The 14,553-nt window shown below is 70.5% G+C and carries 12 protein-coding genes; 5 read left to right on the top strand and 7 right to left on the bottom strand.

Features of this window, described 5'->3' with window-relative positions; genetic code table 11:
• Positions 1-40: 40 nt before the first annotated feature.
• Positions 41-445 carry a YjbQ family protein gene (locus ACI2K4_RS16185; RefSeq protein ID WP_404512032.1) on the bottom strand — a complete coding sequence of 135 codons (405 nt, stop codon included), beginning with the start codon at positions 443-445 and terminating at the stop codon, positions 41-43.
• 233 nt (positions 446-678) lie between these two features.
• Between ACI2K4_RS16185 and aceE the strand changes: the two genes are divergently transcribed.
• A complete protein-coding gene (aceE, locus tag ACI2K4_RS16180) occupies positions 679-3,435 on the top strand; it encodes a pyruvate dehydrogenase (acetyl-transferring), homodimeric type (protein ID WP_404512030.1) in 2,757 nt (918 codons plus the stop codon).
• A gap of 94 nt (positions 3,436-3,529) precedes the next feature.
• On the opposite strand, the gene ACI2K4_RS16175 is transcribed toward aceE, so the two are convergent.
• A complete protein-coding gene (locus ACI2K4_RS16175; protein WP_404512028.1) occupies positions 3,530-3,997 on the bottom strand; it encodes an SRPBCC family protein in 468 nt (155 codons plus the stop codon).
• 134 nt (positions 3,998-4,131) lie between these two features.
• Here ACI2K4_RS16175 and ACI2K4_RS16170 point away from each other — a divergent pair, with 134 nt between their 5' ends.
• Together ACI2K4_RS16170 and ACI2K4_RS16165 are read left to right on the top strand one after the other, a co-directional pair.
• Positions 4,132-5,517, top strand: coding sequence for a GH1 family beta-glucosidase (locus ACI2K4_RS16170; protein WP_404512026.1), 1,386 nt, complete (start codon positions 4,132-4,134; stop codon positions 5,515-5,517).
• On the top strand, positions 5,514-6,794 hold the full coding sequence (locus ACI2K4_RS16165; RefSeq protein ID WP_404512024.1) for an MFS transporter: 1,281 nt from the start codon (positions 5,514-5,516) through the stop codon (positions 6,792-6,794). The genes ACI2K4_RS16170 and ACI2K4_RS16165 overlap by 4 nt, the downstream gene beginning before the upstream one ends.
• A gap of 45 nt (positions 6,795-6,839) precedes the next feature.
• Here the strand turns inward: ACI2K4_RS16165 and ACI2K4_RS16160 are convergent, their stop codons facing one another.
• Together ACI2K4_RS16160 and ACI2K4_RS16155 are read right to left on the bottom strand one after the other, a co-directional pair.
• Entirely contained in the window at positions 6,840-8,024 is a 1,185-nt protein-coding gene (locus ACI2K4_RS16160; RefSeq protein WP_404512022.1) for an SLC13 family permease, read from the bottom strand.
• Positions 8,025-8,319: 295 nt separating this feature from the next.
• A complete protein-coding gene (locus ACI2K4_RS16155) occupies positions 8,320-9,255 on the bottom strand; it encodes a hypothetical protein (protein ID WP_404512020.1) in 936 nt (311 codons plus the stop codon).
• A 337-nt stretch (positions 9,256-9,592) separates the two neighbouring features.
• On the opposite strand from ACI2K4_RS16155, the gene gltX reads away from it, so the two are divergent.
• Complete coding sequence (gene gltX, locus ACI2K4_RS16150) at positions 9,593-11,002, top strand: glutamate--tRNA ligase (RefSeq protein ID WP_404512018.1); 1,410 nt, start codon at positions 9,593-9,595, stop codon at positions 11,000-11,002.
• 2 nt (positions 11,003-11,004) lie between these two features.
• On the opposite strand, the gene ACI2K4_RS16145 is transcribed toward gltX, so the two are convergent.
• Entirely contained in the window at positions 11,005-11,700 is a 696-nt protein-coding gene (locus ACI2K4_RS16145; RefSeq protein ID WP_404512016.1) for a copper resistance protein CopC, read from the bottom strand.
• A gap of 228 nt (positions 11,701-11,928) precedes the next feature.
• On the opposite strand from ACI2K4_RS16145, the gene ACI2K4_RS16140 reads away from it, so the two are divergent.
• Positions 11,929-12,579, top strand: a complete 651-nt coding sequence (locus ACI2K4_RS16140; RefSeq protein WP_404512014.1) for a hypothetical protein — start codon at positions 11,929-11,931, stop codon at positions 12,577-12,579.
• Positions 12,580-12,782: 203 nt separating this feature from the next.
• Here ACI2K4_RS16140 and ACI2K4_RS16135 read toward each other — a convergent pair whose 3' ends face one another.
• Entirely contained in the window at positions 12,783-13,484 is a 702-nt protein-coding gene (locus ACI2K4_RS16135; protein WP_404512991.1) for a hypothetical protein, read from the bottom strand.
• Between the two features lie 392 nt (positions 13,485-13,876).
• Entirely contained in the window at positions 13,877-14,533 is a 657-nt protein-coding gene (locus tag ACI2K4_RS16130) for a phosphatase PAP2 family protein (protein WP_404512012.1), read from the bottom strand.
• Positions 14,534-14,553: the final 20 nt, after the last annotated feature.

The raw sequence follows: 14,553 nt of genomic DNA, 5'->3' as shown, positions 1-14,553 counted from the left end.
ATCAACAGGGTGGGGGCGGACGGGCCGGGCGGGGCGGGGGCTAGCCGGGGAGGAACGAGAAGCGCACCTGGCGGGTGGGGTTGTCGCCGTTCGGGTCGACCAGGCAGATCGACTGCCAGGTGCCGAGGGCGAGCCGGCCGCCGAGCACCGGCACACTCGCGTACGGGGGCACGAAGGCCGGCATCACGTGGTCCCGGCCGTGGCCGGGTGAGCCGTGCCGGTGCCGCCACCGGTCGTCGGTCGGCAGCAGTTCGTCCAAGGCGGTGATCAGGTCCTGGTCCGAGCCGGAGCCGGTCTCGATGATCGCCAGCCCGGCCGTCGCGTGCGGGACGAAGACGTGCAGCAGCCCGTCGCCCTGCCCGTCGACGAACGACTCGGCCTCCCGGGTGATGTCCCGGACGGTGGGAGTCGAGCCGGTCCGGACGTTGATGACCTCGGTACGCATGGAGGCCAGTCTGCCTCAGGCGTTAGGAAGGGGCCCTTCCTCTACCAAAAGCGATAACAAGGGGCCCTTCCTTCGCCGAAGGCGGGTGCTAGCTGACGAACATGTTGCCGCCAAGTTACTGGGGGGTACGTGTGTCGAGTGTCGCGTCTGTGGCCACTAGGCGTGACGGAACCGGGCATGAGGGGGCAGGATGGCGCCAGAGACTAATCCCACACACAACCTAGGGAACGCCTGTGGCCACGGAACGCAAGCGCCCGGTAATCAGCGACGGCCTGCCGAGCCAGCTTCCGGACATCGACCCCGAAGAGACCAGCGAATGGGTCGAGTCGCTTGACGGAGTCATCGACGAGCGCGGTGCCAAACGCGCCCGCTACGTCATGCTCCGTCTGCTGGAGCGCGCGAGAGAGCGCCAGGTCGGCGTACCGCCGCTGACCACCACCGACTACATCAACACGATCCCCTCCGAACGCGAGCCCTGGTTCCCCGGCGACGAGCACGTCGAGCGGCGGATCCGGGCGTACATCCGGTGGAACGCGGCGATGGTGGTGCACCGCGCCCAGCGCCCGGAGATCGGCGTCGGTGGACACATCTCGACCTACGCCAGCTCGGCGTCGCTCTACGAGGTCGGGTTCAACCACTTCTTCCGGGGCAAGAACCACCCGGGTGGCGGTGACCACATCTTCTACCAGGGCCACGGCTCCCCCGGTATGTACGCGCGCGCGTACCTGGAGGGGCGGCTCTCCGAGCACCAGCTCGACGGCTTCCGGCAGGAGCTGTCGCATCCGGGCGGCGGTCTGCCGTCCTACCCGCACCCACGGCTGATGCCGGACTTCTGGGAGTTCCCCACGGTCTCCATGGGTCTCGGCGGCATGAACGCCATCTACCAGGCCCGGTTCAACCGGTACCTGCACAACCGGGGCATCAAGGACACGTCCGACCAGCACGTCTGGGCGTTCCTCGGCGACGGCGAGATGGACGAGCCGGAGTCGCTCGGCGCGATCGGGGTCGCCGCCCGGGAGGAGCTGGACAACCTCACCTTCGTGATCAACTGCAACCTGCAGCGGCTGGACGGCCCGGTCCGGGGCAACGGCAAGGTCATGCAGGAGTTGGAGTCGTTCTTCCGGGGTGCCGGCTGGAACGTCATCAAGGTCGTCTGGGGCCGGGAGTGGGACCCGCTGCTCGCCGCCGACACCGACGGCGCGCTGGTCAACCTGATGAACACCACGCCGGACGGTGACTTCCAGACGTACAAGGCCGAGTCCGGCGCGTACGTCCGGGAGCACTTCTTCGGTCGGGACGCCCGCACCCGCAAGCTCGTCGAGGGCATGAGCGACGACGAGATCTGGAACCTCAAGCGGGGCGGTCACGACTACCGAAAGCTCTACGCGGCGTACAAGGCGGCGACCGAGCACACCGGGCAGCCGACGGTCATCCTGGCCAAGACCATCAAGGGCTGGACGCTCGGCTCGCACTTCGAGGGCCGCAACGCCACGCACCAGATGAAGAAGCTGACGCTGGACGACCTGAAGTCGTTCCGCGACCGCCTCTACCTGGACATCCCGGACAGCGCGCTGGAGGCGAACCCGTACCTCCCGCCGTACTACCACCCGGGCGAGAAGTCGGACGAGCTGGCGTACCTGCGCGAGCGGCGTCAGCAGCTCGGCGGTTACCTGCCGAGCCGGCGGACCAAGCAGAAGGCGCTGGCGATCCCCGGGCCGGAGCGGTTCGCCGACGTCAAGCGCGGGTCGGGCAAGCAGAAGGTCGCCACCACGATGGCCTTCGTCCGGCTGCTCAAGGACGTGATGAAGGACCGCGAGTTCGGCAAGCGCTGGGTGCCGATCATCCCGGACGAGGCGCGTACCTTCGGCATGGACTCGCTCTTCCCGACGCAGAAGATCTACTCGCCGCACGGGCAGAAGTACACCTCGGTCGACCGGGAGCTGTTCCTGTCGTACAAGGAGGCGACCAGCGGCCAGATCCTGCACGAGGGGATCAACGAGGCCGGTTCGGTGGCCTCGTTCACCGCCGCCGGGTCGGCGTACGCCACCCACGACGAGCCGATGATCCCGCTGTACATCTTCTATTCGATGTTCGGCTTCCAGCGCACCGGCGACTCGTTCTGGGCGGCGGCGGACCAGATGGCGCGCGGCTTCGTGCTCGGCGCCACCGCCGGACGGACCACGCTCAACGGTGAGGGTCTCCAGCACGAGGACGGGCACTCGCACCTGATCGCCGCGACCAACCCGGCCGTCGTCGCCTACGACCCGGCGTTCGCGTTCGAGATGGCGCACATCCTGGAAAACGGTCTGCACCGGATGTACGGCGAGGACCCGGAGAACATCTTCTACTACCTCACCGTCTACAACGAGCCGATCGTCCAGCCGGCGGAGCCCGCCGACGTCGACGTGGAAGGCTTGCTCAAGGGCATCTACCGCTACGCGCCGGCGCCGTCGGTGACCAGCGCCGGGGGCGGCGAGACGCCGCGGGCCAACCTGCTCGCCAGCGGTACGGGCATGCAGTGGGCCCTGAAGGCACAGCAGTTGCTGGCCCAGGACTGGGGTGTGGCGGCCGACGTCTGGTCGGTCACCTCCTGGACCGAGCTGCGTCGTGACGCGGTCGAGGCCGAGGAGCACAACCTGCTCAACCCCGGTGGCGAGCAGCGGGTGCCGTACATCGCGCGCAAGCTCGCGGACGCGCCCGGCCCGGTGGTCGCGGTCAGCGACTGGATGCGGGCCGTGCCGGACCTGATCTCGCGCTGGATTCCGGGCGACTACACCTCGCTCGGCACCGACGGGTTCGGTCTCTCCGACACCCGGCACGCGCTGCGTCGGCACTTCCACGTCGACGCGGAGTCGGTCGCGGTGGCGACGCTGCGGCAGCTCGCGCTCCGCGGGGTAGTACCCGCCTCGGTCCCGGCCGAGGCAGCCGCGAAGTACGCGATCAACGACATCTCGGCGGCTCCGGTCGGCGAGACCGGCGGCGACTCGTAACCGGCTAGCCGTACGGGACAGCCGTATCCCTGTCCCCGCATCGTCGAAGGGCCCGCCCCCGTGGGGCGGGCCCTTCGCTCTGGGCGGGCACGGGTCAGCCGACCGGGACGGGTGGTGACGAGTTGACGGTGGCCAGTCCGGTGAGCCGGGCCAGCGAGCCTTCCAGGTTGGAGCCGACCCGGCGCATGCCCCAGCGGAGCAGGGCGCCGCTGATCGGGCCGGCGGGCCAGCGCACCATGATGAGCCGTACCTCGGTCGCGTCGTCGCCGTCGGGGGCGAGTTCGACGTACACCTCCGTGCGTGCCTCGGAGCGGGCGCCGGCACCCTCGGTCCGCTCGCGCCAGGCGATCAGCGTCGGCGCCTGGTAGGCGATCACCTCGGCGTCGACGGCCGGACCGCGGATGACCCGAACCCGTTGCCGCCGGCCGAAACCCTCGCCCGAGAGGACCTCGGCCTGCCTCACTCCAGCGAGCCAGGCCGGCAACCGCTCGGCGCGCTGGACCACGTCCCACACCGCGTCGATGTTCGCTGCCACCCGCACGCTGCGTTCAATGAGCATCATCTCTATCTGCCTTCATTGAGGACATCGTACGAACATTCGCAGCTTATGCGCATATTGGCACCAAACCGGACGTCTACCCATCGACACGCCGACGGACTAGAGTCCGAGCAACTTTCGCGTTTCGAGGAGGGTGGATGACCGTGCCACTGCCCGAGATGACCTCGCCACCGCCCCGGACGACCGTTCCGCTGCCCGACTTTCCCGCCGGATTTGTTTGGGGCGTCTCCACCTCGGCGTACCAGATCGAGGGTGCGACCAGTCAGGACGGTCGCGGAGCATCCATCTGGGACAGATTTGCCCACACCCCGGGCACGGTCGTCGACGGCAGCACCGGCGACACCGCTTGCGACCACTATCACCGGTACGCCGAGGATGTCGCCCTGCTCGCCGGGCTCGGCGTCGACGCGTACCGATTCTCGGTCGCCTGGCCCCGGATCCAGCCGGACGGGACCGGTCAGGCCAACTCCGACGGCCTCGCCTTCTACGACCGGCTGGTGGACAGCCTGCTGGCACGGGGCGTCGACCCGGTCGCCACGCTCTTCCACTGGGACCTGCCGCAGGCACTCGAGGACAAGGGCGGCTGGCTGGCCCGGGACACCGCCGGCCGGTTCGCCGACTACGCCGCCCTGGTCGCCGGCCGGCTCGGTGACCGGGTCGCGCTCTGGCTCACCCTCAACGAGCCGTTTGTCCACATGAGTTACGGCTACGGGCTGGGCACGCACGCCCCCGGCCAGACCCGCTTCTTCGACGCGTTCCCGGTCGCCCACCACCAACTCCTCGGCCACGGGCTCGCGGTGGCCGCGCTGCGCGCCGCGACCGGCGGCCCGGTCGGGATCACCAACAACTATTCCCCGGTCCGGGTGCTGGGCGACACCGACGCCGACCACCTGGCCCGCGCCGCCTACCACGCGCTGCACAACCGGCTCTTCACCGATCCGCTGCTGGGCCGGGGTTACCCGGAGATACCCGGTGCCGACGCGACCGTGGTCCATCCTGGCGACCTGGACACCATCGCCGCACCGATCGACGTGCTCGGGGTCAACTACTACAACCCCACCGGCGTACGCGCGCCGAGCGACCCGGACAGCCCACTCCCGTTCGACCTGGTGCCGCTCGACGGCTACCCGACCACCAGCTTCGGCTGGCCGGTCGACCCGGAGGGACTGCGCGAACTGCTCACCGGACTGCGCGCCGAGTACGGCGACCGCCTCCCCCCGATCCAGATCACCGAGGGCGGCTGCTCGTACGACGACACGATCGACGAGCAGGGCCGGTGCCACGATCCGGAACGGGTCGCGTACCTCGACGGGCACCTGCGCGCACTGCACCGGGCGATCGTCGACGGCGTCGACGTACGTGGTTACTACGTCTGGTCGCTGCTGGACAACTTCGAGTGGGCCGAGGGATACACCAAACGCTTCGGCCTGGTGCACGTCGACTTCGACACCCAGGTCAGGACCCCAAAAACCTCGTACGGCTGGTACCGCGACCAGATCGCCGCCACCGGCACCCTGGAATGACCGCCGTGCAGCCGATCCCGGGAACCCTGCCCGCCGCGCTCGCCGAACCCACCGTCCCGGTACGCCGAGGCTGGATCGCCCTGATCTTCAGCGCCAACCTGGGCGTCTGGATGGCGTTCTTCACCCCGATCCAGATCCTGCTGCCGCAACAGGTCGAGTCGATCTCGCCGGCCGGCAAGGAGGGCATGCTGGCGGTGGTGACCGGGCTGGGGGCGCTCGCCGCCGTGCTGGCCAATCCGCTGGCCGGGGCGCTCTCCGACCGTACCGTGCTCCGCCTCGGCGGGCGCGAGGTCGGCCGCCGGCACGTCTTCACGGTCGTCGGCGCGCTGCTCGCCGCCGGGTCGTTCGCCCTGCTGGCCCAGCAGCGCACCATCGCCGGTGTCGCGCTGGCCTGGGTCGCGGCCCAGGCCAGCCTCAACGCGATGCTCGCCGCGCTGACTGCGGCGGTCCCGGACCGGGTCCCGGTGGCCCAGCGCGGGGGCGTCTCCGGTTGGGTCGGCATCCCGCAGGCGCTCGGGCTGGTGGTCGGCGCGGTGCTGGTCACCAGCCTGGTCACCGGCGGCACCGGGGCCGGTTACCTGGCGTTGTCCGTCGCCCTGCTCCTGCTGGCGCTGCCGTTCGCGCTGCTCACCCCGGACGATCCGCTGCCGCGTACGCGCCGGACGGCGCTGCGCTGGCGCGAACTGCTCGCCGGGATGTGGGTCGACCCACGCCGGCACCCCGATTTTGCCTGGGCCTGGGGCACCCGTTTCCTGGTCCAGATGGGGAACGCGCTCGGCACGCTCTACCTGCTCTACTTCCTTCAGGACAAGGTGCGCCACGGTGACCCGGAAGCCGGGCTGCTGGTGCTGATCCTGCTCTACACCGCCGGCATGATGGGCACCGCCGTCGTCTCCGGCCGGCTCTCGGACCGGTCCGGGAGGCGTCGGGTCTTCGTGATCTGGTCCGGGGTGATCATGGCGGTGGCCGCGCTGCTGCTCGCCGTCGCGCCGGTCTGGCCCGCCGCCCTGGTGGCCGCGTTCCTGCTCGGTGCGGGATACGGCGTCTACCTGGCCGTGGACGCGGCGCTGATCACACAGGTGCTGCCGGTGGCGACCGACCGGGGCAAGGATCTCGGAGTGATCAACATCGCCAACGCCGCGCCGCAGGTGCTCGGTCCGGCGCTCTCCGCCCCGATCGTGGTCCACCTCGGCGGTTACCCGACCCTCTACGCCGTCACCGCCGCCGTCACCCTGCTCGGCAGCATCCTCGTCCTCAACATCCGCTCCGTGCGGTAAGGAAGGGCCCCTTATTAACGCTATGCGTTAATAAGGGGCCCTTCCTTACCAGCGTTGCAGGAGGAGGACGGTTACGGCGGCGGTGACCGTCACGGTGGCGGTCAACGCGCCCGTACGCAGGAACCGTCCCCAGCCCGGCCGCAGCCCCGCCGCCCGGCACCGCTCCAGCCAGAGCAGCGTGGCCAACGACGCCCAGGGCAGCACCAGGGGTCCGGCGTTGGTGCCGATCAGCAGTCCGAGCAGTTGGTCGGTGTGCCCGAGCGGCACCACCGCCTCGGCGGCCACGTACGCCGGCAGGTTGTTGATCAGATTGGCGAGTACGCCACCGACCGCCGCCGACCGCCACACCCCGGCCAGCCCGGGATCGACCCCGATCAGCACGGCGAGCAGGTGCGACAGACCGAGCCGGCCGACCGCGTCCACCACCAGGAAGAGGCCGCCGACCAGGGCCAGCAGGCGCCAGGGCAGCAGGCCCCAGTGCACCGCGCCCCGGTCCCGGACCGCGAACGCCACCAACAGGACGATCGCACCGGCCACCGAGACCACCTCGATCGGCACCCCGACCAGGATGCCCAGCACGAAGAAGCCGCAGGTCACCGCCGCCGTACGGAACAGCACCGGGTCCCGGGGGCGGTAACGCGGCGGCGGCTGGAAGCTCCGGTCCGGGCGCAGCCCCCGGCGCCAGTAGCAGAACCAGAGGCAGGCGGCGGTGGCCAGCAGCGCGGCCAGTTGGGGCAGGGCCATCCGCTCGGCGAAACCGAGGATCGGCAGCCCGACCCGGTCGGCGGCGAGCAGGTTGGTCAGGTTGGAGACCGGCAACAGCAGGCTGGCGGTGTTGGCCAGCCAGATGGTGGTCATCGCCAGCGGCAGCGGCGCGATGCCGGCCCGGGCCGCCACGGCCAGCATCACCGGGGTCAGCAGGACGGCGGTGGTGTCCAGGTTGAGAATCATGGTGGTCAGTGCGGCCAGCGCCACGCTCAGCCCGAACAGCGCCGGGTAGCTGCCCCGGGCCACGATCGCCATCCGCGCCGCGAGTACGTCGAAGAACTCCGCCCGCGCCGCCAACTCGGCCAGGATCAGCACCGACAGCAGGAAGACCAGGATCGGGGTGATCCGGCGCAGGGTGGTGTCGGCGTCGGCGGCCGGCACCAGCCCGGTGGCGAGCGCCACCAGCCCCAGGGCGAGCAGCCCGAGCGCGAGCCACCCCGACCAGTCCAGCCGACGTACCACCCCGCTCGCCCCCCTGCCCGCACCCGACCCCGCCCGACCCGTCGGTCGGCCCCGATCACCGCTGGTCAGGCGGACGACGACGGCGGAGCCGCCCGCGACGATAGCGGGACGGCACGGCAACCGCCCGCTGGGGCGGCAACCGCGAGCGAGGTCACACGGCGTACGTGGCTGGCGAAACGGCGATGGCCCCGGACCGAATCCCGGTCCGGGGCCACCCGGTACGCGTCACTCCATCACCCTCGGAGGCCGGTCATTGCCGCCGTCAGGTGATGGCTACCTCCACGAGCTGAGCCACTTACTGCTTCCGCTTCGCCTTGGCCGCCTGGGCCCGCGCCCGCCGCCGCTCGGTCAGCGCCTGCAACTCAGCCGGCGAGCCGCCAGCCACGCGGGCACCGGCAGCGTCCGGTGAAAGGACCTGGCCGAAGCCGATCACAAACGCCACCACGTCGATGATCACGTGAGTGTTCTGGGTGGTGAAGAGCGAGATGACCTCGTTCGAGTCGGAGTTGTCGCCGATGGCGGTCAGGGCGAAGTTCGACAGGTCCTGGCCCTTGACGTAGTTCACGTTCGAGGTGTTGGGCCGGGAGATCCCGGCCGGCCAGACCTGCACGAACCCGTTCGCCGCGGACCCGGTCACCGTCACGTTGAGGAACACGGCCTCGCCGTAATACACGAACTGATCGAGCGCGATGTCCACCGAACGGTTGGCGATCAGTTGCCCGTTGGCGGCGATGTTGCCGTTCGGGTTCGTGATGAACTGCCGTCCCCAGGCGTAGCGGGTGTCGACAACTCGGGTCGGCGTGACCGGGATGATGGTGTTGGACGTGCGCTGGGTGTGCACGAATTCCGAAAAGGTGGTGTTTCCGGCCGGTGCGCTAACCCAGAGGTTGCCGTACTGGTCGGCGCTGATCCCGCCGGCCGGCGTCCCGTCGGCGAGCCATTCGCCGGACGGGACCAGACGCAGGGCCGGTCCCGCCTGGAACCCCATCGGCTGGGCGGTGTTGCGCAGCTCCAGGGTCGCGCCGCCGTCGTTGCTGTTGGTCAGGTTGGTCGTGGTGGTGCCCGCGTTGTTCGTGGCCCCCTGAACGACGGCGTCACCGGGCGCCGCCTGGGCCGGCGTCGCGGCCATGCCGGCCACCGCACCGGCACCCGCGACTCCGGCCGCGACCGTTCCGGCCCGGCGCAGCAGCCGCCGACGTCCGACGACCTTGTCCCCGTTTTGCTCCTGCATTGGGTGAACCCCTCCAGGTGAAATCCGCTCGCGATCGCGAGGAATACGGATCTTCCCAGCCCGACCGTTTAGGCCGCTACCCGCTTTTGTGCCGGGATCGGTCACCCGTCCGGTCGGCAACGAACGCCCGCCGTCCGGCCAACGACGGAGGAACGTTCGGCCATCGTCGTATCGCGGCAATGGCCACCACCGGACGGACCTGGGCGGCACGACGCACACGGCACGCGGTGGCGGCACCACCCTGGGCGGCACGACGCACACGGCACGCGGTGGCGGCACCGGGGCGGTACGCAAACCTGGTGGCGGGGGCGGACGGGGTCGGCCGTAGGCTGGGGCGGTGACGGTACGCGTACGCTTTGCCCCTTCCCCGACTGGCATGTTCCACGTCGGCGGTGCCCGGTCGGCCCTGCAAAACTGGATCTACGCGCGGCAGCAGGGCGGTGTCTTCGTGCTCCGGGTGGAGGACACCGACGCGGCCCGGAACCGGCCCGAATGGACCGAGGGCATCCTCTCCGCGCTGGACTGGATCGGTGTCGAACGGGGCAGCTACGAGGGTCCGTACTTCCAGTCGGCCAACGCCGAGCAGCACCGGGCCGCCGCCGAGAAGCTCTACGGCCTCGGCCGCGCCTACTACTGCGACTGCACGAGGGAGCAGGTCCAGGCCCGTACCGGTTCGCAGTTCCAGGGGTACGACGGCTACCACCGCGACCGGAACCTGGGGCCGGGCGAGGGTCGGGCACTGCGCTTCCGTACGCCGGACGAGGGCTCGACCGTGGTGGTGGACCTGATCCGGGGCGAGCCGACGTTCGAGAACAAGCTGATCGAGGACTTCGTGATCGCCCGGGGCGACGGTTCCCCGGTCTTCCTGCTGGCCAACGTCGTGGACGACATGATCATGGAGATCAGCCACGTCATCCGGGCCGAGGAGCACCTGCCGAACACGCCCAAGCAGCAGTTGCTCTGGGAGGCGCTCGGGGTCAAGCCGCCGGTCTGGGCACACGTGCCGGTGGTGGTCAACGAGAAGCGGCAGAAGCTCTCCAAGCGGCGGGACAAGGTCGCCCTGGAGGCGTACAAGGACGAGGGCTACCTCGCCTCTGCGATGCGCAACTACCTGATGCTGCTCGGCTGGGCGCCCTCCGGCGACCGCGAGATCGTGCCCTGGTCGGTGATCGAGTCGGAGTTCCGGCTGGAGGAGGTGAACCCCTCCCCCGCCTTCTTCGACGAGAAGAAGCTGCGCGCCTTCAACGGCGAGTACATCCGGGCGCTGCCGGTGGACGAGTTCGTCGCCACCTGTCAGCCGTGGCTGACCGGCACCGACACCATCGCCCCGCCGCCGTGGCAGCCGGAGGAGTTCGACCCGGCCGCGTTCGCGGCGGTGGCACCGCTGGCCCAGACCCGGATCGCGGTGATGAGCGAGATCGTGCCGAACGTCGACTTCCTGTTCCTGTCCAGCCCGCTGATCGACGAGGCGGCGTGGACCAAGACCATGAAGGAGGGCGCGGCCGAACTGCTCGACGCCTCGATCACCGCGTTCGAGGCGCTGGAGACCTGGGAGACCGAGCCGCTCAAGGAGACGCTGGAGCGGGTCGGCGCCGAGCGTGGGCTCAAACTCGGCAAGACCCAGGCCCCGGTACGCGTCGCGGTGACCGGCCGTACGGTCGGTCTGCCGCTGTTCGAGTCGCTGGTCGTACTCGGCCGCGAGCGTACGCTGACCCGACTGCGCGCCGCCCGGGTTCGGCTCCCCTGAGTTCAGTCCAACCGCGCTCGGCGGCGACGCGCCAGTAGACCGCCGCCGAGCGCGACCCCCAGCAGCACCGCACCACCGACCGCCCACGGCCAGCGGGCCGACCCACCGTCTCCGTTGCGGTCGGTGCCGGCGACCGGGGCGAGGTCGGGATCGGCCGTCGGCGACGTCGCCGCCACTGCGGGCGCCATCGGCGTCGGCGTCAAGGACGGCATCGGCGTCGGCGTCAGGGACGGCATCGGCGTCGGCGTCAGGGACGGCATCGGCGCCACGGACGGTGGTGGCGTGGCGGACGGGGTCGGCGGTGTGCTCGGCGGGGCGCCGACGGTAAGGGTGAACCGGATCCTGCCCTTGACCGGATGGCCGTCACCGGACGGAAGCTCGTACCCGACGGTGTAGAGACCGGCCGGGCCGGCCCGGAACCCGACCGCGACCTTGGCCCCGGCGAAGGTCGGCGGGGCACTTGCGGCCGAAACGTTATCCGGCCCGGTGACCGTGATTTTGGTGGCCTGGGGATCGAGTTTGGCCAGGAAGGTCAGGGTCACCCGGGCCGGCGCCCAGTCCAGCCGAGCCCCGTCCTTCGGATCGCTGCTGGTCAGCGAGTTGTGGGCGGCGGCCGGCGAGGCCGACAGGGTTACCCAGGCGACACCCGTGGCAACGCTGAGCAGTACGGCTGCTACCGGGGTGAATTTGCCCCCCATGGAGTCCTCCGCGAAGATACGATTCGGCCACCGATCAACGGCTCGTCATCATGTCGACCCTAGATCGCAGATGGCTACAAATACTGCTCGAACAGGTGCAACCGAGCGACGTTCTGCGGAGTCTTTGTAGTGAACGCGACGAACCTGCCCCGGCAGCAGACCGCGTTTCCACCGACAGCGCGTGACCTGCGACAAGGCCATCCATCGAACGGGGCGAGGAGGTCAGCGATGATCCGAGGGACGAAGCACCGGCTCACGATCGTCGTCGCGCTGATGGTCGCGGTCGGCGCCGGGCTCGGACTGGCCACTCCCGCGTCCGCCGCGCCCGCGCCCGGGCCGAACGTCGTCACCATCAGCGGTGACGGGCTCGCCGAACCGCTGAGCATCCGCGCGGACGCCGACGCCGAACTGTTCGACGCGGTCCACGAACAGGTGAGTTGGTTGCGGGGCAACGGCCAGACGGGTTCCCCGGCTCCCGGTGACCTGGGTCCGAAGTACACCGTCGTGGTGCTGACCAACGACGTGGCGAAGCAGACCTTCGATCTGTATCCGATGGCCAAGGGTGGCCCCCGGGCGTACCGGCCGGCGAAGCAGCCGGACAAGAGCAGGGTCACCGCCGCCTGGTTCTACGGCCGTCTCTCAATGACCGAGACGTTGCAGGCCGCCGGGGTGCCGCTGCCGAACCAGGCCACCTCGGTCAACGGCGGCATCGGCGGCGGCGAGCGGGTCATCCGCGAGGACAGCCTGACCCCGGGCAAGGACCTGGGCCGGATGCTCGGCGAACTGCGCGGTCTGCTGTTGCTCAACGGCGCGGTGGTGGTGGCCATCACGATCTGCCTCGCCGGCATTTCGCTGCTGGTCCGCCGCCGCACCCGCTGAGCCGACCGCACCGGCACCCGCTGAACCGACCGCGCTGGCGCCCGCCGAGTGGACCTCACCGGCGCCCGCTGAGCTGACCGCGCCCACGCCTGCCGAGTCGACCTCACCGGCGCCCGCTGAGCTGATTGCGCGGGCAGCGTCCGTGGCCGGGCGACCATGAGCCGCCGACCCGGAGACCGGGACGATCGGGCCGCCGTTGTCGCTCAACACCACCGGTCCGGCGGTCGCTGACGCCGGTCGCCGCGCACCCGCGGACGGACCGCGCCGTGCCGGTGCCCGCCGGCCCATCCGTGACGGTTCGGCTGGCAGGTGGGCTCCAGGTAGTCCTCCGGGTCGTCGGAGTCGTCCAGCTCACCCAGGTCGGCCGACTCGGCGGTCCGCTGCCGGGGTACCAGCCCGCCAACCACCACCTCGACCGCGCCCTCCTCAGCCGGCGGCTCCGCCACCTGGCCAGCGGTCACGCCCGAGCCGTTGACCCCGGTCGGGCCGTTCATCCCGCTGCCCGAGCCGCTGATTCCGGTCGAGCCGTTGGCCCCGCCGCCCGGGGCGTTCAACCCAGCCGGGGCGTTCATCCCGCTGCCCGGGCCGGCGGCCACTTCGGCCCCGGCCGGCACGGCTCCGCAGACCCAACGCAGCGGTTTGCCGGTGAGGCCGGTCGAGGGCTCCTCCGGATCGCTGCGCAGCGGTGCCTGCTCGCCTCGGGCGCGGCCGTGCTCGGCCTCCCCGTGCGCCATCCCGGGCCTCCTCTTGATTGCCGTCGCCGTGTGGGCGGTCGCCCGGACGACGCAGGTCGTGGTGGTGGTAACCACCGTGGGACCGTACGAGCCGTACCGGGCAGTGTCACCGTACTGGCCGGAGGTGACGGGTCCGACGCCGCCGTGGCTGGAGATCAGGATGGCTGACACGCGTCGGTCCCGAGGGCGCGTCAATCGTCGATTCAGCAGAGCCTCGCGTTGTCCGGTCGTACGGCGCTGTACAACCATCCGTCGATCCCACCACACCATGGGGCTCCTGCCATCCGACGAATCGATGACCGGAGCGGACCCGATGTCCGTCAAACGACGGAGAGACAGCCGATGATCACAAAGAGTCCGCCCTCGGCCAATCCCGATCCCGATCCTCATCCCGGAGCCGAAGTCGATCTCGGAGCCGAAGTCGATCCCGGAATGATCCCGAAGCCGAAGCCGGAGCCGAAGCCGAAGCCGAAGCCGGAGCCGGAGCCGGAGCCGAAGCCGAAGCCGAAGCGGCTGGCGCCCACCGCCGACCAAGCGGCGTCCTGTCGGCGACCCGTCGGGTTCTACCGCCGACCGGCCGCCAACGCCCGCACGCCCGCTCGGGGCGCGATCCGGTCCGTCCCGTACACCGCGAGCGGGACAACGGCGAGCCCGAGCAGCCAGCCGCCGAGCACGTCGGCCGGCCAGTGGGCCAGCAACGCCAGCCTGGTCACCCCGATGGCGACCGCGAACACCGCCGCCAGGCAGACCGCGACGACCCGCCCGGCCCGCGCCAGCCGGGGCCAGAGCAGGAGTACGGCCAGCAGCGCGGCGGCGGTGGCATTGCTGGTGTGCCCGCTCGGGAAGCCGTTGCTGTGCACCACGACAAACCCGTCCTGCGGTCGGGGGTGGTGCACCCACAGGTGCATGAGGCTCCACAGCACCGGCACCAGCACGGTCACCACCGCACAGCAGGCGGCGAGCCGGCGCTCACCCCTGGCCAGGAGTCCCGCACTCACCACCGCACCGGCGACCAGGTACGGCACCGTGGCGGCCACGTCGGTGGCGAGGCGTACCACCGCCACCAGTCCGGAGCGCTGCTCCCCGTACGCCCGGAAGGCGTCGCTGACCGCGAGGTCGAAGCCGTCCAGCGGGGCCCAGCCCCCGAGCACCAGGGCGAAGAGGCCGAGAAAACCGATCAGCGCTAGCAGCGGCACCACGACCGGGGGGCGGGCGATCATCCCAGCACTATGGCACGACC

This window comes from Micromonospora sp. NPDC050397, assembly GCF_044901685.1.
Classification (GTDB): Bacteria; Actinomycetota; Actinomycetes; order Mycobacteriales; family Micromonosporaceae; genus Micromonospora_G.
This window is presented reverse-complemented; position numbering and strand designations above follow the sequence as displayed.